General features: G+C 72.8%; 22 protein-coding genes. 9 read left to right on the top strand and 13 right to left on the bottom strand.

The features are described 5' to 3' along the window. Window positions 1-2: 2 nt before the first annotated feature. Window positions 3-1,829 (top strand): glutamine--fructose-6-phosphate transaminase (isomerizing), encoded by a 1,827-nt coding sequence (gene glmS, locus ACQPZA_RS30945; protein WP_169399113.1) that lies wholly within the window; start codon window positions 3-5, stop codon window positions 1,827-1,829. Here the strand turns inward: glmS and ACQPZA_RS30940 are convergent. Both ACQPZA_RS30940 and ACQPZA_RS30935 read right to left on the bottom strand, forming a co-directional pair. After that, window positions 1,816-2,364: an MSMEG_0567/Sll0786 family nitrogen starvation N-acetyltransferase gene (locus ACQPZA_RS30940; protein WP_433275621.1), complete on the bottom strand. Its 549-nt coding sequence runs from the start codon at window positions 2,362-2,364 to the stop codon at window positions 1,816-1,818. The two genes, glmS and ACQPZA_RS30940, sit on opposite strands and share 14 nt — an antisense overlap. Further along, window positions 2,361-3,527: an MSMEG_0568 family radical SAM protein gene (locus ACQPZA_RS30935; protein ID WP_433275620.1), complete on the bottom strand. Its 1,167-nt coding sequence runs from the start codon at window positions 3,525-3,527 to the stop codon at window positions 2,361-2,363. Before ACQPZA_RS30935 ends, ACQPZA_RS30940 begins: the two co-directional genes overlap by 4 nt. A 67-nt stretch (window positions 3,528-3,594) precedes the next feature. Here ACQPZA_RS30935 and ACQPZA_RS30930 point away from each other — a divergent pair, with 67 nt between their 5' ends. Together ACQPZA_RS30930 and ACQPZA_RS30925 are read left to right on the top strand one after the other, a co-directional pair. Continuing rightward, the gene (locus tag ACQPZA_RS30930; protein WP_433275619.1) at window positions 3,595-4,800 is read left to right on the top strand and encodes an MSMEG_0565 family glycosyltransferase; all 1,206 of its coding nucleotides are present in this window, start codon (window positions 3,595-3,597) and stop codon (window positions 4,798-4,800) included. 22 nt (window positions 4,801-4,822) lie between these two features. Next, on the top strand, window positions 4,823-6,160 hold the full coding sequence (locus ACQPZA_RS30925; RefSeq protein ID WP_433275618.1) for a serine hydrolase domain-containing protein: 1,338 nt from the start codon (window positions 4,823-4,825) through the stop codon (window positions 6,158-6,160). On the opposite strand, the gene ACQPZA_RS30920 is transcribed toward ACQPZA_RS30925, so the two are convergent. The 3 genes from ACQPZA_RS30920 to ACQPZA_RS30910 form a co-directional block, all read right to left on the bottom strand. Then, window positions 6,157-7,389 (bottom strand): MFS transporter, encoded by a 1,233-nt coding sequence (locus tag ACQPZA_RS30920; RefSeq protein ID WP_433275617.1) that lies wholly within the window; start codon window positions 7,387-7,389, stop codon window positions 6,157-6,159. The two genes, ACQPZA_RS30925 and ACQPZA_RS30920, sit on opposite strands and share 4 nt — an antisense overlap. Next, the gene (locus ACQPZA_RS30915; RefSeq protein WP_433275616.1) at window positions 7,386-8,063 is read right to left on the bottom strand and encodes a GntR family transcriptional regulator; all 678 of its coding nucleotides are present in this window, start codon (window positions 8,061-8,063) and stop codon (window positions 7,386-7,388) included. The genes ACQPZA_RS30920 and ACQPZA_RS30915 overlap by 4 nt, the downstream gene beginning before the upstream one ends. A gap of 344 nt (window positions 8,064-8,407) precedes the next feature. Beyond that, a complete protein-coding gene (locus ACQPZA_RS30910; protein ID WP_433275615.1) occupies window positions 8,408-9,886 on the bottom strand; it encodes a GAF domain-containing protein in 1,479 nt (492 codons plus the stop codon). Between the two features lie 154 nt (window positions 9,887-10,040). Here ACQPZA_RS30910 and ACQPZA_RS30905 point away from each other — a divergent pair, with 154 nt between their 5' ends. The 3 genes from ACQPZA_RS30905 to ACQPZA_RS30895 all read left to right on the top strand — a co-directional run bounded on the left by ACQPZA_RS30905 (window position 10,041) and on the right by ACQPZA_RS30895 (window position 12,469). Beyond that, the gene (locus ACQPZA_RS30905) at window positions 10,041-10,775 is read left to right on the top strand and encodes a LuxR C-terminal-related transcriptional regulator (protein ID WP_433275614.1); all 735 of its coding nucleotides are present in this window, start codon (window positions 10,041-10,043) and stop codon (window positions 10,773-10,775) included. A 111-nt stretch (window positions 10,776-10,886) separates the two neighbouring features. Next, window positions 10,887-11,492, top strand: coding sequence for a cupin domain-containing protein (locus ACQPZA_RS30900; protein ID WP_433275613.1), 606 nt, complete (start codon window positions 10,887-10,889; stop codon window positions 11,490-11,492). Then, window positions 11,489-12,469 (top strand): AIR synthase related protein, encoded by a 981-nt coding sequence (locus ACQPZA_RS30895; protein WP_433275612.1) that lies wholly within the window; start codon window positions 11,489-11,491, stop codon window positions 12,467-12,469. Before ACQPZA_RS30900 ends, ACQPZA_RS30895 begins: the two co-directional genes overlap by 4 nt. A 15-nt stretch (window positions 12,470-12,484) precedes the next feature. On the opposite strand, the gene ACQPZA_RS30890 is transcribed toward ACQPZA_RS30895, so the two are convergent. The 4 genes from ACQPZA_RS30890 to ACQPZA_RS30875 form a co-directional block, all read right to left on the bottom strand. Next, window positions 12,485-12,892: a hypothetical protein gene (locus tag ACQPZA_RS30890; protein WP_433275611.1), complete on the bottom strand. Its 408-nt coding sequence runs from the start codon at window positions 12,890-12,892 to the stop codon at window positions 12,485-12,487. A gap of 101 nt (window positions 12,893-12,993) precedes the next feature. Continuing rightward, window positions 12,994-14,019 carry a 6-phosphofructokinase gene (locus tag ACQPZA_RS30885; RefSeq protein ID WP_169395905.1) on the bottom strand — a complete coding sequence of 342 codons (1,026 nt, stop codon included), beginning with the start codon at window positions 14,017-14,019 and terminating at the stop codon, window positions 12,994-12,996. Between the two features lie 55 nt (window positions 14,020-14,074). After that, window positions 14,075-15,421 (bottom strand): sodium:proton exchanger, encoded by a 1,347-nt coding sequence (locus ACQPZA_RS30880; protein WP_433275610.1) that lies wholly within the window; start codon window positions 15,419-15,421, stop codon window positions 14,075-14,077. Window positions 15,422-15,459: 38 nt separating this feature from the next. Further along, window positions 15,460-16,017, bottom strand: coding sequence for an ATP-dependent Clp protease proteolytic subunit (locus tag ACQPZA_RS30875; protein ID WP_433283065.1), 558 nt, complete (start codon window positions 16,015-16,017; stop codon window positions 15,460-15,462). A 228-nt stretch (window positions 16,018-16,245) separates the two neighbouring features. Here ACQPZA_RS30875 and ACQPZA_RS30870 point away from each other — a divergent pair, with 228 nt between their 5' ends. Both ACQPZA_RS30870 and ACQPZA_RS30865 read left to right on the top strand, forming a co-directional pair. Beyond that, entirely contained in the window at window positions 16,246-16,725 is a 480-nt protein-coding gene (locus tag ACQPZA_RS30870) for a hypothetical protein (RefSeq protein ID WP_433275609.1), read from the top strand. A 148-nt stretch (window positions 16,726-16,873) separates the two neighbouring features. Next, window positions 16,874-18,937 (top strand): PhoX family protein, encoded by a 2,064-nt coding sequence (locus ACQPZA_RS30865; RefSeq protein ID WP_433283063.1) that lies wholly within the window; start codon window positions 16,874-16,876, stop codon window positions 18,935-18,937. A 20-nt stretch (window positions 18,938-18,957) separates the two neighbouring features. Here ACQPZA_RS30865 and ACQPZA_RS30860 read toward each other — a convergent pair whose 3' ends face one another. The 4 genes from ACQPZA_RS30860 to ACQPZA_RS30845 form a co-directional block, all read right to left on the bottom strand. Then, window positions 18,958-19,794 carry a hypothetical protein gene (locus tag ACQPZA_RS30860; protein ID WP_433275608.1) on the bottom strand — a complete coding sequence of 279 codons (837 nt, stop codon included), beginning with the start codon at window positions 19,792-19,794 and terminating at the stop codon, window positions 18,958-18,960. Between the two features lie 202 nt (window positions 19,795-19,996). Then, a complete protein-coding gene (locus ACQPZA_RS30855; protein WP_433275607.1) occupies window positions 19,997-20,803 on the bottom strand; it encodes a hypothetical protein in 807 nt (268 codons plus the stop codon). A 223-nt stretch (window positions 20,804-21,026) separates the two neighbouring features. Beyond that, entirely contained in the window at window positions 21,027-21,704 is a 678-nt protein-coding gene (locus ACQPZA_RS30850) for a VOC family protein (protein ID WP_169395908.1), read from the bottom strand. A 28-nt stretch (window positions 21,705-21,732) separates the two neighbouring features. Next, a complete protein-coding gene (locus tag ACQPZA_RS30845; protein ID WP_433275606.1) occupies window positions 21,733-22,509 on the bottom strand; it encodes a carbonic anhydrase family protein in 777 nt (258 codons plus the stop codon). Window positions 22,510-22,784: 275 nt separating this feature from the next. Here ACQPZA_RS30845 and ACQPZA_RS30840 point away from each other — a divergent pair, with 275 nt between their 5' ends. Beyond that, window positions 22,785-25,508 (top strand): AAA family ATPase, encoded by a 2,724-nt coding sequence (locus ACQPZA_RS30840; RefSeq protein WP_433275605.1) that lies wholly within the window; start codon window positions 22,785-22,787, stop codon window positions 25,506-25,508. Window positions 25,509-25,623: the final 115 nt, after the last annotated feature.

Genomic DNA, 25,623 nt, shown 5'->3' with positions numbered 1-25,623 from the left:
GTATGTGCGGCATCGTCGGTTACGTCGGTCCCCAGGACGCCGCCCCGATCCTGCTCGAGGGTCTGGGCCGCCTGGAGTACCGCGGCTATGACAGCGCCGGGGTGGCGCTGAGCTCCAAGGGCGCGCTCAAGGTGCGCAAGGTGAGCGGTCGCGTGGCCGACCTCGCCGCCGAGCTCCCGGCCAGGTTCAAGGGTTCACCCGGCATCGGCCACACCCGCTGGGCCACCCACGGCGAGCCGAACGAGGTCAACGCGCATCCCCAGCTCGACGCCGCGGGCCGCATCGCGGTGGTGCACAACGGGATCATCGAGAACGCCGACGAGCTGCGGGCCAAGCTCACCGCCGACGGCGTCGAGTTCGTCTCGCAGACCGACACGGAGGTCGTGGCCCATCTCGTCGCGGCGGCGTTCGCCGCCGGGGCCGGCGACCTCGAGCAGGCCGTGCGGCAGGCCCTGCGCCAGGTTGTGGGCGCCTACGGGCTCGCCGTGCTGGACGCGGAGTACCCGGACCGGATCGTCATCGCCCGCAACGGCAGCCCGGTGCTGCTGGGCGTCGGGGAGAAGGAGATGTTCGTGGCGTCCGACGTCGCCGCGCTCATCGGGTACACCCGCCAGGTCGTCTACCTCGACGACGGCGAGCTCGCGACGATCACGGCGGGCGGCTACCGCACCTACACCCTCGATGACCGGTCCACGGCGAAGAGCCCGTCCACGATCGACTGGGACGTCGTCGGGGCCGAGATCGGCGACCACGCGCACTACCTGATCAAGGAGATCCAGGAGCAGCCGCGCACGATCGAGCGCGCGTTGAAGGGGCGCATCGACGAGCGGTTCGAGACCGCGCACCTCGGCGGGCTCAACCTGAGCGTGCGCGAGGCACGCGAGGTGAAGCGCGTCAAGATCCTCGGCTGCGGCTCGGCCTGCTACGCGGGGGAGCTGGGCGCGCAGCTCATCGAGGACCTCGCCAGGGTGCCGGCGAGCGCCGAGGCGGCGTCGGAGTTCCGCTACCGCAACCCGGTGGTCGAGCCGGACACGCTGTACGTCGCCGTCAGCCAGTCCGGCGAGACGATCGACACGCTCGCGGCGGTCCAGGAGCTGCAACGCAAGGGCGGCCGCGTGATCGGCATCGTCAACGTCGTCGGCTCGACGATCGCGCGCCAGGTGGACGGCGGCATCTACCTGCACGCGGGCCCGGAGATGTCGGTGGCCGCCACGAAGTCGTTCACCTCGACCGTCGCGGCGTTCGCGCTGCTGGCGCTGCACCTCGGCCGCATGCGCGACCTGTCGCCCGAGCAGGGGCGGCGCATCATCGCCGGCCTCACTGCGCTGCCGGGCCAGATCACCGAGATCATCGAGCGGTCGGAGATGATCGCCGGGGTGGCGGCGGAGATCGCGCAGAGCCGCAGTGTGATGTTCGTGGGAAGGCGCCGCGGGTGGCCGGTGGCGCGGGAGGGCGCGCAGAAGCTCAAGGAGATCTCTTACGTGCACGCCGAGGCCTACCCGTCGGCCGAGCTCAAGCACGGCCCGCTGGCCCTGATCAGCCCCGAGATGCCGACCGTGGCGATCGTCCCCGACGACGACCTGCTGGACAAGAACACCTCAACGCTGTCGGAGATCAAGGCCCGCAAGGGCCCGGTGATCGCGGTCGCGCACCGCGAGCTGCCCGCCGAGCTGGCCGACCGCACACTGGTGATCCCGAAGAACGAGCCGGAGCTCGACCCGATCCTGATGTCGATCCCGCTGCAGATCCTCGCATACCACGCCGCTGTCGTGCTGGAGCGCGACGTGGACAAGCCCCGCAACCTCGCCAAGAGCGTCACCGTGGAGTAGTCCCGGCGAGCCACGGGCAGAGGGCGATCGGCTCGACGCACATCGGGACGTGCGGGTGGCCGACGTAGGTCTCCACCGGCCCGTCGGTGCGCCAGCCCAGACGGTGGAAGAACCGCTCGTTGGCCTGCTGCACGTGTGCCCGCATCAGCCGGCCGCCACGCGCACCGGCGGCGGCCACGGCGAACCGCACGAGTGGTGCGCCGATGTTGGCCGTGCGGAACTCGGGCAGCACCGCGAGCCGGTCGCCCAGCCATTCGCCGGGCCCGACCGGGTAGAGCCGCACGGTCCCGGCCGGACGGCCGGCGTGCAGCGCGAGCACGTGCACCACGTCGGTGCGGGCGTCGTGCGCGTCCTCGTCGGTGCCGGTGAAGAGGCTCTGCTCCTCGACGAACACGGCGTGGCGGATGCGGTGGTGCGCGGCGAGCCCGGCCGCGTCACGGACCGGGCGGCAGTGCACCGGGTCGACGCCGACCAGCACGTTCACCGGCGGTACCGGGCGGATGCGGGTCGGGCGGGAGAGCGCGGGCGCGGTCATTCCGGCCGCCTGCCGATCTGCAGCAGCGGCGCTCCACCCGGAGCGCCGCCGGTCGGCCCGCACGGTGCGGGCGACCCGGCGTTCTGCACGAGGTTCAGCGAGGAACAGGCCTGGCAGCGGGCGCAGCCCGCCACGGCGGTGTCGGCGCCCAGTCCGCGCTCCGCGAGGAACCCGGCGACCTTCCGGTAGATCGGCTCGGTGTACTCGCGCGACGGCGCGGGCACGTCCTGCATCAGCGAGCCGGCCACCGGCCGCAGCGGCACGACGAACGGGTAGACGCCGATGTCGACGGCGCGGCGGCACATCTCGACGGTGAGCTCGGGGTCCTCGCCCATGCCGAGGATGACGTAGGTGGAGACCCGGCCCTCGCCGAAGAGCCCGACGGCGTGCTCCCACGTGCGGAAGTAGGTCTCGATGCCGGTGCGGAACTTGCCCGGGGCGATGCGAGCCAGCACTGCGGGGTCGAACGACTCCACGTGGATGCCGAGCGCGTCGACCCCCATGTCGTGCACCTGATCGATCGTCGACAGGTCGCGGGGCGGCTCGAACTGCACCTCGACCGGCAGCCCGGCGGCCTCCTTCACCGCCTGCCCGCACCGCGCCACGTACAGCGCGCCGCGGTCGGGTGCCACCGACGAGCCCGTGGTGAGCGTGGCGTCCACGGCGCCGTCCAGCTCCTTGGCGGCGACGGCCACCTCCGCCAGCATCTCCGGGGTCTTCTTCGCGATGGTGCGCCCGGCCGCGAGGGAGAGCCCGATGCCGCAGAAACCGCACTGGTCGGAGTTGCCCCAGTAGTTGCACGCCTGGACGACGGTGGAGGCCAGCGAGTCCAGGTGCAGCAGCGCGATCTGGTGGTAGGGGACGCCGTCGGCGGTGGTGAGGTCGTAGAACCGCGGCCGGGCTGTGCCCGCCACCGACGCGACCTTCGCGCCGTCGCGGTAGATGGCCTGGCCGTCGTCCTCGGCGCGCAGCGAGTACGGCGAGGTCGGGCTCGGGGGCACCGTCACCGGCACGCCCTCGATCCAGAGCATGCCCGAGTCGGACGGGCCGGCGCCGCCCTGGCGGGACGTCTCGAGCGTGGTCTCCAGCCGCAGGCCGACGCTCTGCAGCTCCATGATCAGCCCGGCCACCCCGAATGTGGTGCCCTCGTCCACCGCCGTCATGCCCGTCCCCCTGGGTCGTTCACTAGAGTAACTGCTCGTGTCCCATAGGAAACCTCTCGGCCCGGCTGTGTCAAGCGACCGGTTCGTCGCTGCATCCGACGTCACGCGGGTAGCGCTCGTCAGCCACTCGACGACGCCGCGCGGTGGGCACGTCCACACCCTCGGGCTCGCCGAGGCGCTGCACCGCAGCGGGCATCCCGTGCACGTCGTGGCGCTCGGTGACCCCGCTGCGGGGCTCTACCGGCCGACGGACGCGCCGCACACGGTGCTGCGCGGACCGTCGCGCGAGGGCACCACGTTGGAGCAACGCGTGCTCAGCGCGATCGACCTGCTCGCGGCGGGGCTCGCGGAGCGCATCGCCGAGTTCGACGTCCTGCACGCCCAGGACTGCATCGCCGCCCGCGCGGCGCTGCGGGCCCGCGCGGTCACCGGGGCGGCCGTGCGCGTGCTGCGCACCGCTCACCACGTCGACGACTTCACCACGCCCGTGCTGATCGACTGCCAGCGCCGGGCGATCACCGAGCCGGACCGGGTGCTGGTGGTGAGCGAGCAGTGGCGGGCGATCCTGCGTGCCGAGTTCGGCGTCACGGCCGCCGTGGTGCCGAACGGGGTCGACCCGGGCCGCTTCCCGCCGGTGCCGGAGGCGGAGCGGGCGGCGCTGCGCCTGCGGGTCGGGGCCCGCGGTCCGCTGCTGCTCGCCGTCGGGGGGATCGAGCCGCGGAAGGGGAGCCTCGTCGCGTTCCGGGCGCTCGCCGAACTGGCCGCCGAGGCCGACACGGCGGGCACGCCGCGTCCCGTGCTCGCCGTCGTCGGTGGCCACTCGTTCCAGGACTTCGCGCCCTACCGGGAGGCCGCGCTCGCCGAGCTGCCCGGCCTGGGGCTGCGGGTCGGCCGGGACGTCGTGGAGCTCGGCACCGTCAGCGACGCGGAGCTCGGTGCCTGGTACGCGGCCGCCGACGTGCTCGCCTACCCGTCGCTCAAGGAGGGCTTCGGGCTCGTGACCATCGAGGCGATGAGCCAGGGCCTGCCGGTCGTGGCCAGCGACGTGCCGGTGTTCACCGAGTACCTGACCCACGGTGAGAGCGCGCTGCTCCCCGCCGCGGGTGATCCGGTGGCACTGGCCGCGGCCCTGCGCGCCGTGCTCACGGACGTCCCGCTGCGGGGTCGCCTGCGGGTGGCCGGGGCCGCGGTGGCGGCGCGGTACACGTGGGCCGCCGCCGCGGCGCGCCACGCCGAGATCTACGCCGAGCCCGTCCCCGCGCCGGCGGTCTGAGCCCGCCGCTAGCGTGGCTCGCATGCCGTCTCTGCTCCCCAGCACCGCCCGGACGCTGCTCGCCCGCACCGCTCGCGCCCAGCGTGACGGTCGCGTTCCCGCGCTGGTCGCCGGCGTCGTCCGCGACGGCGCGCTGGTGTGGTCGACCGGGCGCGGCGAGATCACCGAGCCGCACCAGGACGTCCAGTACCGGCTGGGGTCGATCAGCAAGACCGTCACCGCGATCACCGTGCTGCGGCTGCGCGACGAAGGCCGGCTCGACCTCGACGACGCGCTCGACGTGCACCTGCCCGGGACCCCGCTGGGCGGCCGGACGGTCGGCCAGCTGCTCTCGCACCTCGCCGGCGCCGGGTCGGAGAGCCCGGGTCAGTGGTGGGAGCGGGCCCCGGGCACGACGCTGGAGGGCCTCGGGCTCTCGGCCGCCGACGTGGTGCTGCCCGCCGCGCGTCGGTTCCACTACTCCAACCTCGGGTTCGGGCTGCTCGGTGAGCTGGTCGCCAGGGCACGCGGCCGTTCCTGGGCCGAGGTGGCCCGCGACGAGGTGCTCGCCCCGCTCGGCATGACCCGCACGACCACCCGTCCATCGGGCCGCGCCGCCCAGGGCTACGCGGTGCACCCCTGGGCCGATGCCGTGCAGGTCGAGCCCGAGCACGACGCGGGGGTGATGGCCCCGGCGGGCCAGCTGTGGGCCACCGCCACCGACCTTGCCCGGCTCGGCGCGTTCCTGCTCGGCGACACCGGCGGCGTGCTCTCGCCCGACACGCTCGAGGAGATGACGATCCCGGCGGGCATCGACTCGTCGGCGGCGACCTGGTCGTCCTACGGGCTGGGTGTGCAGGTCCAGCGCGTGGGCACCGACCCGGCCCGGCCGGGCCCGGTGCTGGTCGGCCACGGCGGGTCGATGCCCGGGTTCCTCGCCGGCCTCTGGGTCGACCGCGAGGAGGGCGCGGGCGCGCTCGTGCTGGCCAACACGACCTCGGGGCTGGACAACGGTCTGACGGCGGCGTTGCTCGCCGACCTGCGCGCCGCCGAACCCCGGATCGTCGACCCGTGGACGCCGCAGAGCTCGCCGGTGCCGCTGGAGCTGCTCGGCCCCTGGTACTGGGGCCCGTCGCCGTACGTGCTGCGCGCGATCCCGGGAGGGCTCCTGCACCTGGGCGGCCTCGGCAGGCCGGGGCGCACGAGCCGGTTCCGGCCAGGCCCCGACGGCACCTGGGTGGGTCTCGACGGCTACTTCGCCGGGGAGACGCTGCGGCTCGACCCGGTGACGCTCAACCTCGCGACGTTCGTCTTCACCCGCACGCCCTACGACCCCGCGGCGCCGGTGCCGGGCGGGGTCGACGAGGGCGGGTGGGGCTAGCCGGGCACCGTCTCGGCTGCGTCGGTGGCCGGGACGACCACCGGGAGATGGGCCCGGGTGGAGGAGGCGATCACCGCCGTCCCCGTCAGCGCGATGAGGGCCAGCGCTCCCAGCATCACCGGGTAGCTCGCCAGCCCGGACAGCGCTGCGAGCACGGTCGGCAGCAGGAAGCCGACGTAGGCCAGCGCGTAGTAGACGCCGGTGATCCCGGCGAGCTCGGCGGCCGGCGTGATGCGCTGGATCTCCAGCAGCCCCGAGACCACGGCGATCCCGTACGCGCAGCCCAGCACCACCGCGGCGACGAGCGCCAGCCACGGCGAGCGCAGGTAGGCACCGACCACGCTGATCCCCAGCCCGCAGGACATGATGATCATGGAGATGACGACAGCACGTGCGTCGGTGACCCGGTCCAGGCGCTTGGCGATCGGCTGGACCGCGGCGCCCGCACCGAGCGTGCAGACCGTGAGCAGCGTCGAGTACGCCAGGTCCCAGTGACCGAGCCGGCCACCGACCACCTGCGGCATGGTGGCGTAGGCCACTCCGGCCGCTCCGAAGACCCAGGGGGCCATCGGCAGGACGACGCGCAGGAAACGGGGGTGGCGCGCGGTGGGGACGCTGAACCGGGATGCCCCGGTCCCGACGACCCCGCCGACGGCCCGCGGACGGGTCTCGGGGCAGCGCAGCAGCAGCGGGATCACCGTGGCCGTCAGGACCACGTGCACCACGTAGGGCGTCACCATCGGCCACGGCCCCCACTGCGCGAGCACACCGGCCACTCCCGCGCCGAGCCCGAAGCCCAGCGTCAGCGCGAGGGCCGGCCGCCGGGCCCCGGCGCCGGGCTTGGCCACGGTGTCGAAGGGTGGCTCCGAGAGCTCCTTCGTCCAGGTCGTGCCGACGGCCATGGCGATCGCCACCGCCACCCCGGTCACGAACCGGCCGAGGAAGATCGGCACCGGACCGGCCTCGCCCAGCGCGAGCAGCCCGCTCGCGAGCACCGAGAAGATCACGGCGGCGACGGTCAGGGGACGCCGTCCGTACCGGTTGGACAGCGCGCCGACCACCAGCAGCGCGGGGGCCAGCCCGACCACGTAGGCGCCGAGGAACTCGTCGACCGTGAGGACCGAGTAGCCGGCCGACTCCCGGTACATCACGAGCAGCGGGGTGAACTGGTTGCCGCCCCACCCGCAGCAGAACATCGCCGCCGCGACGGCGAGCCAGGAGCGCCTCATCGCCGCGACCCCCGTTCCGGACGGTGGGTGCCGTCGAGGTGCGACCGCAGCAGCTCCGCGAAACCGTCCGCGTCCCCATCGGCGACCGCGTCGGCGAGCGCGCTGTGCTCGCGCAGCACGACCTCGACGTGTCCCCGGTTCGGGCCCAGCGCGTGGATGCTCATCCGGCGCTGCCGGTCGGCCAGCGTGGCGTAGAAGCGGGTGGTCAGCGCGTTGCCGCCGGCCGCCACGATGGCGCGGTGGAAGGCCTCGTCGGCGTCGGCGAAGGCGACCAGATCATCCGAGGCGGCGTGCTCGTGCTGCCGTCTGACGATCGCGCGCAGCCCGGCGGCGGCCTCGGTCAGCGAGGCTCCGGTGTTGACCCCCCGCACCAGCCGGCGCACCGCGGCGGTCTCGATGGCCTCCCGCGCGTCGAGCACGTCGTCGGCCTCACCCGGCGCGACCGGCGCGACGACCGCCCCACGCTTGGGGATCAGGTGCAGCAACTCCTCGGCCTGCAGCCGCAGGAACGCCTCCCGCACGGGGGTGCGGCTCATCCCGAGCCGCTCGGCGATGTCCCCCTCACTGAGCAGGTGGCCGGCGGGCAGCTCGCCGGTGAGCACGAGCTCCTTCGTGGCGAGGTAGGCGCGAACGGCGGCGGGCACCGTGGCGGAGTCGGAGGAGCTCTGGGGCATGACTCCGAGGCTAAGCCTGAGATACAAGCTTGTATCTATGACCTGCCGCTCACCGCGCCGGATCCCCGGCCCCGCCCGTGTGGCGGGTTGATCGCTGTGAGATCCGCCTGTTCGCCCCGGTGGGGCCGAAGCATGGGTCTCGCAACGATCATGGTCGCGCTGGTCCACTGGCCGGCGAGGTGATCGCCGTGAGATTCGCGGATCCGCCCTCGCGGGGGCCGAAACCCGCATCTCGGAATGATCATGGGGCGCGGGCGCGCAGGCCGGCCGGTGATCGCCGTGAGAGCCACGGATCCGCCCTGGTGGGGGCGGGAGGGTGATTGTCGGAATGATCTTCGGCGTGATCAGCTGTCGGCGAGCAGGCGGGCGCGGTGGGACTCGATCTCGGGACGGCGGGGGTCGCCCGGCGCCAGGCACTCCACGAGCCGGTCGTGCACCTCGAGATCCCCGCGGCCGAGCAGGTGGCCCGCGAAGTCGGCGAGCAGGTCCGCGTCGTCGGCGTCGAGCACGGCCCGGCGCAGGCTCGCCTCCAGCTCGTCGCGCAGGGCGCGGATCTCCGGGGCCTCCGACCGGGGAAGCAGGGGGCCGGGGCAGGCTCGGAGGGCGTCGGCGGGGCGCCCTGCGCGCAGCGCCCGCCGGACCGCCTCGAAGTCGGCGTCGACGGTGGCGTCGAGCCGGTAGGGGCGGGTGCGCAGGACGTCGGAACCGATGAGCGTGCGCAGCCGCAGGATCTCCCCGCGAACCGTGGTGGGGTTCCCGTCGTCGCCGTAGAGCAGCAGCGCGAGGCGCTCGGCGGTGAGCCCGTCGGGGTGCAGGGCCAGCGCGGTGAGCAGCTCGGCCGGGCGCAACGTCAGGGGGATCGGCTTCCCGTTCAGAAGCAGCCCGGGCGTGCCGTGGCCCAGGAAGCGCAGCGAGAGCGCGTTGCGCCGAGGAGCGGCGCTGGTGCGGTGCTGTGCGCGCAGCAGGTAACCCTCGGCGAGTGGCTCGACCGCCACCTCGCGGCCGTCGTCGAGCCGGATCCGGTCGGCGCCCGGTGGCAGCACCACGCGCTCCGGCCAGGTGCCGTACGGCTCGCCCGCCACGATGCGTCCGGTGGGCGTGACCAGTGCGCCGGCGCCGCCACGCAGGCTGGAGAGGTGGGGCATGTTGAGCACGCGCAGCCGCTCGTCGGCGATGGCGAGGCGCACGCGAAGCTGGTTCTCGGCGAGCTGGGCGGTGGCCGACACGAGCTGCACCACCGCCGGGTGCATGGATTCGAGCGCCCCGCTGATGTCGATCGCACCGAGGATGTCGCCGGTGTCCGGGTCGTGGACGGGGGCCGCTGCGCACGTCCAGGTGTGATAGGCGCGGACGAGGTGTTCCGCTGAGTGGATCTGCACCGGCGCGTCGACGGCGAGTGTGACGCCCATCGCATTGGTGCCGATCGCGTCCTCGGTCCACCGCGTGCCCGGCGAGAGCCCGACGCCGTCAGCGGCGTGCAGGAGCTTGAGCGCGCCCTCGCGCCACAGGATGGTGCCGTCGGCGTCGGTCACCAGCATCACGTGCATCGCCTCGTCGGCGATGCTCACCAGGGTGCTGCGCAGCAGCGGCATCACCGCGTTGAGCGGGTGGGCTGCACGGAGGTCGGGCAGGTCGGTGTCGCGCAACACCACGGGGGGTGTGCGCCGGTCAGGATCGACGTGCGCGGCCAGGCTGCGTCGCCATGACTCGGACACCAGCGAGCGGGCCGGGACTTTGGGCACGTCTCCGGCAAATACATCGTCGAACACCTTGTGGAGCAGGCGGGCGTGCTCGGCGGCGTCGTGCGCTTCTTGCGTCGTCATCAGCACTCCGAGCGTCATCGCCCCAGGACCGTCCCATCATCACGCAGTGATCCGCCTGCAAGCAACACCGGCCCGTTGCGCGTGCAACGTCCGGGCAACGTGAACGGTTCTAACCTCGGCTCACCATCCGACGACGAGGGCAGAGAGGTTCCCTGTGACGACGGACGCCGTGCTCGACATCCGCCCCGCCGTGCTGGAACCAGGCGTGGCCGGGAGGCCCCCCGCGCCGCGCCGAACGGCGCGGATCCTGGTTGTGGACGCCGAGGGGATCGTCCGTTTCGGGCTACGCCAGCTGTTCGCCCCGGACCCGCACCTCGCGCTGATCGGCGAGGCGGCCACACCGCGCGACGCGCTCGTGGTGGCCGACCGCTGCCCGCCCGACCTTGTGATCCTCGACGTCGACCTCGGCCGCGGCGACGGGGCGGGCGTCGACCTCGCGCGGACGTTGCTGGAACGCCACCGGGGAGTGCGGATCCTCGTGCTGACCGGGTGCCGCGACCGCGAGATCATGCTGCGCGCCGTCCGTCTCGGAGTGCACGGGTACGTGCGCAAGGGCGCCGACACCGCCGACATCCTCCGGGCCGTGCACACGTTGCTGCGGGGCGAGAGCGTGTTCGACTCGGGCAGCGGCGCCGGCGTCGTCTCCCCGGACGTTCCGCGGGACGACGACCGGCCGCCGGTTCGCGGACTCGGCTCCGCAATGCTGACCGAGCGCGAGAACCAGGTGCTCCGGTTGCTGGCCGTGGGCATGTCCAACCGGGAGATCGGGCGCCGGCTCGTGATCAGCGAGGCCACCGTCAAGTTCCACGTGCGCAACCTGCGGGACAAGCTCGACGTCCGCCGCCGCACCGAGATCGTCTACACGGCGACGCGCCAGGGCATCGTCTAGCGCTCGCCGAGTTGCAGCAAAGCCACTTTCACGCAACCTCGTTGCCGCAAAGTGGCTTTGCTGCAATGCGGGGGCCGTTCTCCTGTCCACCATGCGCGGTAGCCGTTTACGATGCTGGACGTGGAGCCGGCCGAGCGTGGTTCGTGGGAGCCCATCGTCGGTGCGATCGGGCCCAAGCTCCGTGAGGCACGCCAGCAGCTCGGGTTGTCGCTGCAGCAGCTCGCGGCGCGCTCCGACGTGTCGGCTGCGGCCATCCACAAGGTCGAGCGCGGCGACATGGTCCCCACCATCACCACCCTGCTGAAGCTCGCGACCGCGGTGGGCAGGCCGATCGGGCACTTCGTCGACGACGGGGCCCCGCCCGCCCCGGTGGCGACGCTGATCCGGGCCGACGAGCGCCCGGCCGCGCCGCCGGAGTGGGCGCCCGCCGCCGAGGGGGTGGCCGCAGCGGCGGTCGCCCTTCCCACGGCGCGCCTGCCCGCGAGCGGTGTGGTGGCCGAGGTCGCGCCCGGGGGTGGCAGTGGCGACACCAGGCCGCTGCGGCCGGGGGAGGAGGTGCTGCTCGTGCTGGACGGCGTGCTGCAGGTGGAGGTGGCGGGCGAGCGGTACCGGCTCAGCGCCGGGGACTCGTTGCACTACCCCACGGACCGCCCGCACCAGTGGCACAACACCGACGCGGCGCCTGCCCGGGCCGTCTGGTTCTCGGTGCGGTCGTGACGAGCGCACCGGAGACCGCCTCCCTCACCGAGATCGTGGACGCCGTGCTCGCCCATCCCGGGCTGCTGGCGAAGGCCGAGATCGGGTTGGTGGGCGAAGCCCTCGGCGCGGATGCGACGGGGGGCACCGACTGGCTGGGCGGCCCCGGTGACGACGGCGCGGTGGTGGAGGCGGCCGGTACCAAGGTGGTGGCGTGCGGGGAGGCGATCTTCCCGCCGTTCGTCAGCGCCGACCCCCACGGTGCGGGTTTCGCCGCGGTGCTCACCAACGTCAACGACCTCGCCGCGATGGGTGCCGAACCGCTCGGCATCGTCGACACGGTGGTGGCGTCCGAACCGCTGGCGCGTGCGGTGCTGGCCGGGATGCGGGAGGCCGCGCTGCTCTACCGGGTGCCGATCGTCGGGGGTCACCTCACCGTTCACGACGGGCCACCCGCGGTGTCGGCGTTCGGGGTGGGACACGCGGCGGTCCCGCTGTCGGTCACCCGCGCTGCGCCGGGTCAGTCGCTCGTGGTCGCGGCCGCGCTCGACGGCGAGATGCGGGAGGACTTCCCGTTCTTCCCCGCGTTCCGGAGCCGGGGCGAGCGGTGCGCGGGCGACGTCCGGCTGCTCGGCGCGCTCGCCCGGGCCGGCACGTGTGTGGCCGCGAAGGACATCAGCATGGCGGGGCTCGTCGGGTCGGTCGCCATGCTCCTGGAGTGCGACGGCCTGGGCGTCACGGTCGACCTCGACGCCGTGCCCGCCCCGGCCGGTGTCGCGCTCACCCGCTGGTTGAACTGCTTCCCGAGCTTCGGGTTCCTGCTCTGCGTGCCACCCGGGCGCGAGGACGAGTGCCTGGGCGCGTTCGCCGGCCGCGACCTCGCCGCGGCCGTGGTCGGGGTGCTGGACGACACGGGCGAGCTCGCGCTCCGCTCTGGCGCGGAGCGGGCCACCGTCCTGCGGCTCGACGAGTTCCGGGTGACCGGGCTGCCCCGGTAGCTCCGGTAGCTCCGGTCAGGGGCCGGCGACTCGCAGGCGTCGCCGCGGCGGTTCGACCGGGTCGAGGGCCGGGCAGATGCCGGAGCCGGCAGCCATGGCCATGCCCAGCGCTGCGGGCGCGGGGGCGGGCGCCGCGCGCAGGGCGATGTCGGTGGCCAGCCCGAAGATCCGCAGCATCCGCTCCGGGTCGTGCCAGCGGTGCCGCTGGGCGAAGTCGAGCCACTCGTGCGGCGCGATCGTGGTGTCGGTGGGGTACTCCAGCTCGGCCCAGGTCACGGCCGTCTCGAACAGGTCGACCATGGCGTCCGGGTCGCTCTCCACGCGCAACAGCTGGTCGTGGTGGACATGGCGCGCCGGGTCAGGGCGGCACTGCCCGTGGCAGGCGAGCCGGGTGAGCCGCTCGGGCTGGTGCGATCGCGACACGGAGGCCTCCCGGGTAGGAACGGTCCCTCCGATGCTGACCGATCCAGCCGTTCACCCCGGTTGCGGTGATGTTGCGTGGAGGTGAACCCGGGAGCGGGTGGTCAGCCGAAGAAGACCTCGGCCTCCGCGTACAGGGCCGGGTCCACGAGCTTCAGCTCCTTGGTGGCCTCCGAGAGGGGCACCAGTTCGATCTCGGTGCCGCGCAGGGCGGTCATCATGCCCCACTTGCCGTCGTGGACCGCGTCGATGGCGTGCAGCCCGAACCGGGTGGCGAGCCAGCGGTCGCGGGCGGTGGGGGTGCCACCGCGCTGGACGTGCCCGAGCACGGTCGTCCGGGCCTCCTTGCCCGTGCGCGCCTCGATCTCCCGGGCCAGGTAGTCCCCGATGCCGCCCAGCCGGACGTGGCCGAACGCGTCCTTCTCGCCCGTGCGCAGCACCTCGTCGCCGTCCTTCGGCTTGGCGCCCTCGGAGACGACGATGATCGGCGCGTAGTCGAGCTGGAACCGCGACTCGACCCACTTGCAGACCTGCTCGATGTCGAAGCGGATCTCCGGGATGAGGATCGCGTTGGCCCCGCCCGCCATGCCGGAGTGCAGCGCGATCCAGCCGGCGTGGCGCCCCATCACCTCGACGATCAGCGCGCGGTGGTGCGACTCGGCGGTGGTGTGCAGCCGGTCGATGGCCTCGGTGGCGATGTTGACCGCGGTGTCGAAGCCGAACGTGTAGTCGGTGCCGGACAGGTCGTTGTCGATCGTCTTGGGGACGCCGACGACGTTGACGCCCATCTCGTGCAGCTTCGTGGCAACGCCGAGCGTGTCCTCGCCCCCGATCGCGATCAGCGCGTCCACGCCGAGGTTCTGCAGGTTGCGCCGGATCTTCTCGACGCCACCCTCGAGCGCGAACGGGTTGGTGCGTGAGGAGCCGAGGATCGTGCCGCCGCGCGGGAGCAGGCCGCGCACCGCGGGGATGTCGAGCGGTTTCGTGAGCGCTTCGAGCGGCCCCCGCCAGCCGTCCCGGAACCCGAGGAACGAGTAGCCGTACTCCGGGACGCCCTTTCGGACGACCGCCCGGATGACCGCGTTGAGTCCGGGGCAGTCGCCGCCACCGGTGAGTACGCCGACACGCATGGGCTCTCCATCGATGCAGAAGCTCAGGTCGAGGACACGCTAGTCGCACCCGTGGTCATTGTCCCGCGGTCGCCCGGTCCGCCTCCTCCAGCTCGTCGTACGGGGTGACCAACCCGTCCCGGGTGGTCCGTAGCAGGTCACGGCGGTGCAGGAGCAGCTGTGCGAGTGCGAGGAGCAGATACACCCCCGCCAGGACGACGACGAGCAGCCGGTCGGCGTCGGTGGGCAGCGTGATGCTGGCGACGAACTGCACGGCGAACAGCACGAACAGCGTGATCGCGCCCCTGGCGGTGAGCCCCAGCGTGACGAGCAGGCTCACCGCGAACAGCGACTGCGCAGCGGTCAGCAGCAGTTCGAGGCGTTGCTGGGTGTCGAGCGGGAGCCCGCTCGTCGAGCGGGACGCGACCGCGAAGACGATCGGGATCGTGCCCACCAGCAACGTCCACTGGTTGACCTTGCTCGACAGCAGCGTGCCCAGCGAGTCGCTCGCCTTGAGCCGGGCCGCATAGAGGCACGCGACGATCAGCTCCGGTGCCTCGCTGGCCAGGGGGGCGACCCACTGCACGAGCAGGAACTGGTCCACGCCCAGCTGGCTGCCGGTCTGCACCAGGCCCTCGGCGAAGTGCTCCGCGCAGGTCAGGATGACCACGGCGGCCACGACGAACATGGCGATGTACGTGGTGCGTCGGGGGGTGCGGCCGAGGTCCGCGACCCAGGCCGAGGTGCCGATGAGGTCCGGTTCGGTAGCCGGTGCCCCGGCCAGCCGCACCGCGTACACCACGAAGATCCCGATGAGCACCACGGCGTCGAGCAGCGTGAGTGACGTGCGCAGCGGCAGGTGCAGGGAGTAGAGGGTGGCGATGCCGAGGAAGACGATCTCCGCCGACATCGAGCGCTGCATCGTGACCCGGCCGGGGGCCGTCGAGGCGCTGCTGTGGCGACCCGCGCGCCGGGCGCGCACCGCGGCGAGCGTGGCCACGAGGACGACGAGCGGCCAGCCGACGCCGACCAGCACCCGGTTGGCGCCGGTCATGTTGGCCAGGGCCAGCGAGCACGGGTTGGCCCCGCCGGGGCCGGGCAGGCAGGTTCCGTGCTCGGCGTAGACGTGCCCCGCCCGCAGGCTGAAGACGAAGTCGACGGCGTACTCGGGCAGCACGGCCAGCAGTGCGAGCAACGCGAGCGCGAACCCGGCGCTGATGTCGACCTGTGCGGCCTCTGCGGCCCACGACAGCACGAACGCAGCGCCGATGATCGCGACCCCGTAGACGGCCGCGGCCAGCGGCGGCGGTAGCACCGGGTGGGGGAGCCCGAGGTAGAACGCACCACCTAGGCAGGTGCCCGGAAGTGCGACGAGTACGGCGATCAGCAGTGGCAGCGGCGGCCGGGGCCGGTTCGGGGGCACTGCGCCGTCGTACCCCGGACGCTGCGAGGGCGAACCTCCTAGGCGACCTGGTCCACCAGCCCGTAGTCGCGTGCCTCCTGCGCGGTGAACCAGCGGTCCCGGTCCGCGTCCGCCGTGATGGTCTCGACGGACTGCCCGGTGTGGTGGGCGGTGAGCTCGGCGATCTCGCGCTTCATCTGGCCGAACACCCCGGCCCGGATGGCGATGTCGGTGGCGTTCCCGCCGACCCCGGCCGAGGGCTGGTGCATGAGGATCCGCGCGTGCGGCAGCGCATACCGCTTCCCCGGCGTCCCCGCCGAGAGCAGGAACTGCCCCATCGACGCCGCGAACCCGACGGCCCACGTGGCGACGTCCGGGGTGATCAGCTGCATCGTGTCGTAGATGGCCATTCCCGCGGTGACCGAGCCGCCGGGGGAGTTGATGTACAGCGTGATGTCGCGGTCCGGGTCCTGTGCGGTCAGCAGCAGCAGCTGCGCAGTGATCCGGTTGGCGATCTCGTCGTCGACCTCGCGGCCGAGGAACACGATGCGCTCCTCCAGGAGGCGGTCGAGCACCGGGTCGGCCCCGGGGCCGGCCTGCGGTGCGGCTCGCAGCACGGGGCCGCGCAGCGCAGGGGGCAGCGGTTGGGGTGCCGGCGGCGCCGGCCGGCCGGGAGGTTCGGGCACGGGGCGGGGGTGGGGCGGCGGACCCGCTCGGTGGTGCAGGGGCTGGATCGACACGATGGTTCCTCCCGAATGCGTGAGCCCCGACGGTAGGGCCGGCGCGCCCGGCGGAGGAGCCCTGTTCGCTCTCGGCGGGTGCTGTTCGCTCAGCGAGATGCTGGTTTGGACACCGGGCCGGGTGGGGTACTGCGCGGCGTGCAGGACGACGCACGGTCCGTCGACGGGGCCCACGAACGTCCCCCAGGCGCGAGCGACGAGCTGGTGGAGGCGGTCGGCAAGTTCGGTGAGGCCATCGAGTACATCGAGCGCGCCCGCGGGCACCTCTACTCGTTGCACCAGCTCATCGGCCACGCCGACCTGCTGCTCGACGAGGTCGTGGACGGCCTGCGGGCCACGGGACACGACGATCTGGCCACGCAGGTCCACGACGAGCTGCTCGGCGCCAACGTGCTCCCCGGCCGGTGGACGTTCCAGATCGTCGAGGAGTTCGACGACGGCTACTACGCCGCCTTCGCAGCGCTCGAGAAGCGGGTGCGCGACGAGACCATGCTGGGCCGCCGGCACGTGTTCGAGGCCGAGATGAAGCAGCGGCGGCGCACCCACGGCCGTCCGGGGCATGAGCCTGCTCCCGACAGGACATGAGCCCGCCACCTCCTGGTCATCTTCGCTCTTCCCAGCACTGGGGCTGATCACTTACGTTCGTCGCGTTTGTCCGGAACCCAGGAGGATGACCGTGGCTCAGCCCTGCCCGGATCATGCCGGCGCCCGCCCCGGCCCCGTCGCTCTGCCGATGCTCACCGACAGCCACCCGCGACGCCACGGCCTCACCTGCCTCTACCGGTGTGGCAACGCCTGCGCGCACGACGAGCCGAACCCGTCGGGCAACGAGTACTTCGCCGATGTGCTCGCCCGCTCGGTGAGCCGCCGCGGCGTGCTGCGGGCGGGCGCGGTGCTCACCGTCGCCGCCGGTGCGAGCACCGTGTTCACCGGCACCGCGGCGGCGTCCCCGGCCGCCGCGCCCGGCGGCGCACCCGGGGGAGCTCCGCGAGGGCTCGACTTCGAGCCGGTGGCGCCCAACACCGTCGACGCGATCACGGTGTCGCCGGGTTACCGCAGCCAGGTGGTGATCCGCTGGGGCGATCCCGTGGTGCCCGGCGCGCCCGAGTTCGACTTCGAGAACCAGAGCGCCGAGGCGCAGGCCGGCCAGTTCGGCTACAACAACGACTTCTGCGGGCTCGTGCCGCTGCGCCGCGGGGGCGGCGAGTCGTACCTGATGTTCAACAACCACGAGTACACGATCGAGCCGCTGATGTTCCGCGGCTACGACGCGGAGAACCCGACGGAGGAGCAGGTCCGGATCGGTATCGAGGCGCACGGGCTCTCGGTGCTGGTGGTGGAGCGCGACCGGCGCACCGGGCAGATCACCCCCGTGCCCGACAAGACCTACAACCGTCGCTACAGCGGCAGCGCCGAGTTCGTGTTCGACGGCCCGGCGGCCGGGTCCGACCTGCTGAAGACGTCGGCCGACGAGACGGGCACCGTGGTCCTCGGGACGCTGAACAACTGCGCGGGCGGCGTCACGCCGTGGGGCACGTTCCTGACCGGCGAGGAGAACGTCAACCAGTACTTCGCGAACGCCGCCGCCGTCACCGACCCGGCCGGACAGGAGCGCGCTGCGCGCTACGGCCTGACCAAGGGCGCCTCGGAGCGCAAGTGGGAGCGGTTCGACCCCCGCTTCGACATCGCACAGGAACCCAACGAACCCAACCGCTTCGGGTGGATCGTCGAGGTCGACCCGTACGACCCGAAGGCGCGGCCGGTCAAGCACACCGCGCTCGGCCGCTTCAAGCACGAGGGCGCCAACATCCGGCTCACCCGCAACGGCCACGCGGTCGCCTACATGGGAGACGACGAGCGCTTCGAGTACGTCTACAAGTTCGTCTCCGACAAGGCCATGAAGAACGGCAACAGCCGCCGGGACCGGGAGCACAACCGGAGCCTGCTCGCCTCGGGCACGCTCTACGTCGCGAGGTTCACCGGTGACAGCCCGCCTGCGGAGATCGACGGCACCGGCACCCTCCCGGCCGACCACGCGTTCGACGGTGGCGGCGAGTGGATCAGGCTGGCCTCGGGGGACGAGTCGTTCGTCGACGGGATGACGGCCGAGGAGGTCTACGTCTTCACGCGACTGGCCGCCGACAGGGTGGGCGCCACCAAGATGGACCGGCCGGAGGACGTCGAGCCCCACCCGCACACCGGCAAGGTCTATCTGGCGCTCACCAACAACACCGACCGCGGCAAGGCCGGTGCGGCCCGCACCGCTCCCGCCGACGAGCCCAACCCGCGCACCGTCAACACCCACGGGCACGTCATCGAACTGGTCGAGGCGGGGAACGACGCCACGGCGACGACGTTCGGGTGGTCGATCCTGCTGCTCTGCGGCGACCCGAACGACCCGGCCACCTACTTCGGCGGGTTCGACAAGAGCCAGGTCAGCCCGATCAGCTCACCGGACAACATCGCGTTCGACGGCCACGGCAACCTGTGGCTCGCCACCGACTCCGGTCAGGCGCTGGGCATCAACGACGGGCTGTACGGCGTGTCGCTGGAGGGTCCGACGCGGGGGCGGACCACGCTCTTCGCCACCGTCCCGGTGGGCGCGGAGTGCTGCGGCCCGGTGATCGGCGACGAGTTCGTGCTGATCTCGGCGCAGCATCCGGGCGACCTGGACGACGCGAGCCCGGAGGCGCCTGCGTCGCTGTTCCCGGACGGCCCGGGCAGCCAGCCGCGCCCGTCGGTGGTGAACATCTGGAGGGAAGGCGACGACGGAGGTCCCGGCCGGATCGGCCAGTAGCCCGTGTCGGCGGGGTACAGCTAGTCGCAGCGCTCGGCCAGCGGCTCGCCCTCGTCGGGGGCGCTCCGCTCGAACGAGATGTGCACGTGGTCGTTGTGGTTCTCGGTGTCGCTGCCGCGGTCGGACATGCGTTCCCAGCCGTCGCCGTAGTTCGCCCGCTGCTCCCAGAGCACGTAGGTGATCCCCAGCTCGTCCTGGTTGGCGAGCGCGCACTCGGCGATCCGGTCGCCGCGTTCGCCGCGGACCATCAGGTCGAGGGCGTGCCCGCTCGGGTGGTCGGAGCTGCGGCTGCGCTGGGCCACGCCGCCCAGGCGCGGCTCGTCGTAGAGGCAGCTGAGGAAGGCGGCGGCGTCGCGTACCCACGGCTTCACGCGGCCGAGGCCGTCGAGGTCGGCGTCGCAGTTCGCACTGGCCGCCCGGGCCGCGCGCTCGTCCTCGATCCGGCGTGCCACGTCGGCGAGGCCTGCGGCCTTGACGAGGCCGGCGACGTCGACCTGGGGGGGCTCGGGCTCGTCGGGTGCGCTGGACACCAGGACGACGCCGGTGCGCGTGCGGAGGTTCGGGTCTGCGTCGCCGTCGACCGGCTGTTCGTCGGAGGCGAGCCGGATCAGCGACGACTCGTCCGCCGCGGCCCCCGGAACGGGGGCGGTGGCCATCCCGACCCCGGGCACCACGACGGCGAGCACGCCGCCCGCGGCGGCGGCCGCGTTCATGCCGTTGCGCACGGCGGTGGGAGTGGCGACGCGGTGGCGTGCGCCGGAACGACGGGGCGGTTCGGTGAGCGCACCGGGGAACGCGACCCCGGTTGCGGGTCGCGGGTGCGCGTACCGGCCGCTGGGGGAGCGGTGCCGAGACACGACCTGCCTTCCAGACCTCGTGACCCGGGCGGGCATCCGGCTGGGGAACCGGTGGACGGGGAATCCGTGTCCGCTGGGGGAGCCGGGTCACTGACTGGTCGGCACCGACGATAACCAGTGATCACGCTCCGAAACAATCCGCTTACTCAAAGTGAGACGGACGTGGCGTGGCGTGCGACGAGCGGGCGTGTCGCAGCGACCATCAGCAGCCCCGGAGTTCTCCGCTGCCCTTGCCGGAGCCGAAGGAGACGTGGACGTGGTCGAAATGGTTGGCGGTCACGCCGCCGCGGTCCTCCATCGGCTGCCAGCCGTTGCCGTGGTTGATCTGCTGTTCCCAGATCACGTACGAGATGCCGAGCGCGTCCTGGTTGCGCAGCGCGCATGCGGCCAGCTTGTCGCCGGTGGCCCGGTCGACCATGAAGTCGATCGCCTTGCCGGACGGGTGGTCGGAGGTGCCTGCTCGGCCGGCCACACCGTGCATCGTGGGCTCGCCGAACCGACAACCGAGGACCTCGGCGGCCGCGCGGACGTAGGACTTCACCGCGCCGAGGCCCGAGGTGTCCAGGCCGCAGTCCGGCGACGACAGCCCGGCGGACGAGACCTTCTCCTCCTCGGCCTTCCTCCGCGCCTGCTCGGCGCGCTCCTCGGCGGCGGCACGCTCGGCCGCGACCCGGGCGATCTGCTGCTCGGCGAGCTGCACGGCCTTCACGAGATCGCCGGCGTCGACCACGTCCGGATCCGGCACGACCGGCTCCACGGCGGCGCGCAGCAGCACGTCGGTGCTCTGGACCGGGACGGCCAGCGCGGCGGGCGCCGCCGTCACCGGTAGTGGGGACGCGGCTCCGACCAGGGAGAACGCGCCACCCGTGACGGCGACGACGGCGGCACCCCGATAGATCGGGGTGGGTACGGACCGGTGCGCGCTGCGTCCCACCGCGGGATGGCCGGTGGCCATCCCCGATGAGTTCTGGTGCGCGCGCCGGCCCCGGGGGGAGCGATGCCGAGCCACGACCTGCCTCCGGATCGACGGCTTCGGCTGGACGTCCGGTCGGGGGAGCCGGCGGGTGGGGAGTCCCGTGTCCTGTTCGTGACCGTGCCGTCACTGATCCGAGAGCGAACGTAGGCAACCCGGGCCGGACTTGTGCGTCTCAGCGGTGCCCAATGGGATGAAAGTGCGGCGAGCAGCGGCGAGCGGCGTGGTAGCGCCCGCTCGGCTCAGGGGGTGCCGGCGCTCAGGGGGTGAACGCGCAGAACTCGTTGCCCTCGGGGTCGGCGAGCACGTGCCAGCCGATGTCGTCGCCGCGGGGGCGCAGCAGCCGCGCCCCGTGGGCGAGCACGCGGTCGAGGTCCTCGGCGGTGACGTCGATGTGCACGCGGTTCTTGCCGACCTTCTCGTCCTCGGTGGGGCTGACGACGAACCACTCGAAGGGCGCCCCGGGGATGTCACCCACCGCCCACACCTTCTCGTCCTCCGACACGAGGTGGCCGCCGAGCAGCTCCGCCCACCACCTCGCGGTAGCGCGGGGGTCGTGCGCGTCCAGCACCAGCTCGTAGAGCAACTGGTCGGGCGGGGTCTCGCGGACGAACGCGCAGAACTCGCCCCCGTCCGGATCTGCCATCAGCGTCCACGGCAGCGTGTCGTCCAGCACGGAGGCACCGAGCTCCACGAGCTCCTCGACCGATCCGGTGTGGATGTCGAGGTGCAGGCGGTTCTTCGCGACCTTCGGCTCGGGAACCTCGTTGACCCACAGGGTTTCCTGCGGCGTCGGGCCGGAGAGCCGCACGACCGTCCCGCGGTGCGTGTCGAGCTCCAGGCCGAGCGCCGCCGACCAGAACCGGCCCACCCGCGCGGCGTCCTCCGCATCGAGGCAGAGGTCCTTGTAGGCGGCGGGCGGGCCGGCGGTGGTCACCGGGGAACGATAGAACGGTTCAGGGTGTTCAGCGCTGCCGGCGGTACTGCACGGTCCGGTCGTTCAACGGCTGCAGTGCGCGTGCGTTGCCCTTGGGGAAGAGCTTCTGGAAGTCCGCGACGGCGGAGTCGGAGATGGCCTGGTGCTGGCGCAGCACCAGCCAGGCCACCCCCTCGGTGTACGGGGCGGTGGTCAGCGAGCCGTCGTAGCGGAACGTGGAGAGGTCGTGGGGCAGCGCGGCGCGCAGGTCGGTGGTGACCTCCTTCGTCGGCCCGCACTCCTCGACGCGGGCACGGAGGACCTCGTCCTGCAGGGTGCCGCCAGGTCCACCGCCGGTGAGGAAGAGACCGACGACGAGGGTCTGCCCCTGCGGTCCACGGTGGACGAAGTGCTGCTCGAGGGGGAACCGGTGCCCGTCGAGCTCGTGCTCGGAGTGGGTGTGGAAGTGGAACTGGACGAGCTCGTAGCGGACGCCGCCGACGTGCACGGCAGCAGCGCCGGCCGGGACCTCCGCCTCCACGGTCTCCTCCGGGCCGCGCACGGTGCAGCCCGCGGCGTCGCCGGGGGCGTCCTTGCTGATGTAGTGGACGTGCAGGTCGAGGTGCTGCGGGTAGTCGACCACGAGCTCGGGCAGCTTGGGGGCGTCGACGGCCGACCGCGACCGGATGTCGATCGGGCTCTGGTGGGACGGGGTCGCCGCGGCCTTCGCCGGGGCGGCCACGGCCGTCGAGGCGGACGACGCCACCATCGCCGCGGCGGCGACGGTGGGGACACCGATCAAGAAGGAGCGTCGGGAATGGCTCACGTCTCTGTTTCCTCCTGTTTGGAATGATCTTCGTCGCCCGTCAGGAGGATACGTCGAGAGATCATTTGCGAGAAGGACTCGTGCTGATCGCCGGCCCGTTGTCCGTCACGCAGGCCGCGCCGACCGCCGTCTCGTGGTGGTAATCGCGCTCTCGCCGGAGGAGAGGGGGCCGATCGTCGGTGTCGAGCACCGGCGCAGCGGTGTACACCTGGGGTTATCGTCGCCTTCGGGCGAGTTGTGGGGCGTGACGAGCTGCACAGTCGAGGTCCTGTCCGATGCTGCGGAACCGGCACGATGAGCGGGAGGTGCTCGACCGGCTGTTGAAGGCCGCTCGGGCGGGTCGGAGTCGAGCGCTGGTGGTGCGCGGCGAGCCCGGTGTGGGCAAGACGGCTCTGCTGGAGTACGTGGTGGCACAGGCGTCCGGCTGCCGGGTGGAGCGCATCGCGGGCGTCCAGTCGGAGATGGAGATGGCCTTCGCCGGGCTGCACCAGCTGTGCGCGCCGATGCTGGGGCGGCTCGGGCGGTTGCCCGAGCCGCAGTGCGACGCGCTGCGCACGACGTTCGGGCTGGCGGCCGGGCGGGCGCCGGATCGCTTGCTGGTCGGGCTGGCCGTGCTCGGCCTGCTCGCCGAGGTCGCCCGGGAGCGGCCGCTGGTCTGTGTGGTCGACGATGCCCAGTGGCTCGACCGGGCCTCCGCGGAGGTGTTGACGTTCGTTGCGCGACGGCTGGTGGCCGAGTCGGTGTCGGTGGTGTTCGCATCACGGCTGGAGTCGGAGGACGAGCCGTCGACCGGCTTGCCGGAGCTGGTGGTCGCGGGCCTGTCCGACGCCGACGCGCGGGAGTTCCTGCGCTCCGCGCTACCGGGGCTCGTGAACGAGCGGGTGTGTGACCGGATCGTCACCGAGACCCGCGGCAACCCGCTGGCACTGCTGGAGCTGCCCCGGGGGCTGACACTCGCGGAGCTCGCCGGCGGGTTCGGGTCGCCGTCCCGCGCGCCGGTGCAGCGGCGGATCGAGGAGAGCTTCCGCAGGCAGCTTGCGCCACTGCCGACGCCCACCCGGCAGCTGTTGCTGGTCGCCGCGGCGGAACCGCTCGGAGACCCGCTGCTCGTGTGGCGAGCCGCCGGACTGCTCGGCATCAAGCCCGATGCGGCCGCACCGGCAACTGCGGCCGGGCTCGTCGAGATCGACACGCGAGTCCGGTTCCGACACCCGTTGCTGCGCTCGACGGTCTACCGGGCGGGCTCCGCCGAGCAGCGGCGCATCGCGCACCGGGCACTGGCCGAGGCCATCGATCCCCGCGCCGACCCGGATCGCCGCGCCTGGCACCGGGCCGAGGCGACCTACGGGCTCGACGAGGACGTGGCCGCGGATCTCGAACGTTCTGCCGGACGGGCGCGGGCGCGCGGTGGCCTTGCCGCTGCTGCGGCGTTCCTGGAACGGGCCGCCCAGCTCACCCTCGAACCCGGGCGCCGGGCCGGGCGGGCGATGGCTGCCGCGCAGGCCACCCACCAGGCAGGCGCCTCCGAGGATGCTCTGGAACTGCTGTCCGTCGCGGTGACGGGCCCGCTCGACCCACTGCAGCGCGCTCAGGCCGACGTGCTGCGCGCCCAGATCGCGTTCACCACCAACCGCGGCAGCGAAGCACCTCCGTTGCTGCTCAAGGCGGCCAGGCAGCTCGAGCCACTCGACATCCGGTCGGCACGCGACACCTACCTGGATGCACTCTCTGCCGCCGTGTTCGCCGGCTCGTTGGCCACTTGTGCCAGCGTGCGGGAGGTGGTCGAGGCCGCACGGGCGGCGCCTCCTGCGCCGCAGCCGCCCCGGCCGGTCGATCTCCTGCTGGACGGTCTGGCGAAGTGGTACACTGAGGGTCCAGCCGCCGGGGTGGCGGAGCTGAAGCGGGCGCTTCTCGCCTTCCGCAGCCCGGACATCAGCGCAGAGGACGGGCTGCGCTGGTTCCTGCTCGCTCATGTCACCGCCGGGATCCTGGGGGACGACGAGAGCTGGGACGTGCTGGCCACCCGTTACGTCCAGCTGGCCCGGGAGGCCGGGGCGCTGTGTGAGCTCCCCCTCGCGCTGACCGCGCGCATCACCACGCACGTGCTCACCGGTGAGCTGGCCGCGGCCGCGTCGTTGCGCGCCGAGCTCGCGGCGGTGACCGAAGCGACCGGCTGCCCGCCTGCGCCGCACGGTGCCGTGACGCTCGCGGCATGGCAGGGGCGCGAGGCCGAGGTCGCCGACCTTGTCGATACCGCCAATGCGGGAGTTCTGCGCCGCGGCGAGGGTGGCGGGCTGGCCATGATGGGCTGGGCGCAGGCCCTCCTGCAGAACAGCGTGGGCCGGTCCGAGGAGGCGGTGGCCCTGGCCACGAGGGCCGCAGAGGCCACGGGGGGGATCGGGCTGCCGACCGCGGCCCGGGGGGCGCTGGCCGAGCTGGTCGAGGGAGCGGTCCGCTGCGGGCGGCCCGAGCGCGCCACCGCCGCTGTTCGCCGGCTCACCGAGGTGAGCCACGCCTGCGGCACCGACTGGGCGTTGGGCGTCGCGGCGCGCTCGCGTGCCCTGGTGCTCGACGGCCAGGCCGCCGAGACCGCCTATCGGGAGGCGATCGACCGGCTGGGCCGCACCCGCATCCGCAGCGAGCTCGCCCGCGCCCATCTCCTCTACGGCGAGTGGCTGCGCCGCGAACACCGCCGCGTGGATGCCCGCGAGCAGCTCCGCACCGCCCACCAGATGTTCACGACGATGGGCGCCGAGGCGTTCGCCGCGCGCGCGGATCGCGAGCTGCAGGCCACCGGCGAACAGGTCCGCAAACGGGACATCGAGGTCAGTGGCGAGCTCACCGCCCAGGAAGCCCAGGTCGCCCGGCTCGCCGGCCAGGGCCTCACCAACCCCGAGATCGCGGCCCGGCTCTTCATCAGCGCTCGCACTGTCGAGTGGCACCTGCGGAAGGTCTTCCAGAAGCTGGGCATCACCTCACGCACGCAGCTCCGTCTCTGAGTCCCCGAGCTGTCCCCGGGGGCCCCCAGGGACAGGACCAGGGTCCGTATCCGGGCGCGACCTCGACATCTCCGTCCCATTCTCCGTGGTGTGGACCTCACACAGGTTCGAATCG

The sequence above is a fragment of the Pseudonocardia xinjiangensis genome (assembly GCF_050948425.1).
Taxonomy (GTDB): Bacteria; Actinomycetota; Actinomycetes; order Mycobacteriales; family Pseudonocardiaceae; genus Pseudonocardia; species Pseudonocardia xinjiangensis.
The sequence above is the reverse complement of the archived record's forward strand: the minus strand, read 5'-3'. Positions and strand labels throughout refer to the sequence as shown.

What these genes read in the sequence shown, in the direction of transcription:
- ACQPZA_RS30840 (WP_433275605.1), top strand. Translation starts at nt 22,785, where the DNA reads ATGCTGCGGAACCGGCACGATGAGCGGGAGGTGCTCGACCGGCTGTTG.
- glmS (WP_169399113.1), top strand. Translation starts at nt 3, where the DNA reads ATGTGCGGCATCGTCGGTTACGTCGGTCCCCAGGACGCCGCCCCGATC.
- ACQPZA_RS30885 (WP_169395905.1), bottom strand. Translation starts at nt 14,019, where the DNA reads ATGCGTGTCGGCGTACTCACCGGTGGCGGCGACTGCCCCGGACTCAAC.
- ACQPZA_RS30865 (WP_433283063.1), top strand. Translation starts at nt 16,874, where the DNA reads ATGCTCACCGACAGCCACCCGCGACGCCACGGCCTCACCTGCCTCTAC.
- ACQPZA_RS30920 (WP_433275617.1), bottom strand. Translation starts at nt 7,389, where the DNA reads ATGAGGCGCTCCTGGCTCGCCGTCGCGGCGGCGATGTTCTGCTGCGGG.
- ACQPZA_RS30940 (WP_433275621.1), bottom strand. Translation starts at nt 2,364, where the DNA reads ATGACCGCGCCCGCGCTCTCCCGCCCGACCCGCATCCGCCCGGTACCG.
- ACQPZA_RS30915 (WP_433275616.1), bottom strand. Translation starts at nt 8,063, where the DNA reads ATGCCCCAGAGCTCCTCCGACTCCGCCACGGTGCCCGCCGCCGTTCGC.
- ACQPZA_RS30925 (WP_433275618.1), top strand. Translation starts at nt 4,823, where the DNA reads ATGCCGTCTCTGCTCCCCAGCACCGCCCGGACGCTGCTCGCCCGCACC.
- ACQPZA_RS30910 (WP_433275615.1), bottom strand. Translation starts at nt 9,886, where the DNA reads ATGACGACGCAAGAAGCGCACGACGCCGCCGAGCACGCCCGCCTGCTC.
- ACQPZA_RS30900 (WP_433275613.1), top strand. Translation starts at nt 10,887, where the DNA reads ATGCTGGACGTGGAGCCGGCCGAGCGTGGTTCGTGGGAGCCCATCGTC.
- ACQPZA_RS30935 (WP_433275620.1), bottom strand. Translation starts at nt 3,527, where the DNA reads ATGACGGCGGTGGACGAGGGCACCACATTCGGGGTGGCCGGGCTGATC.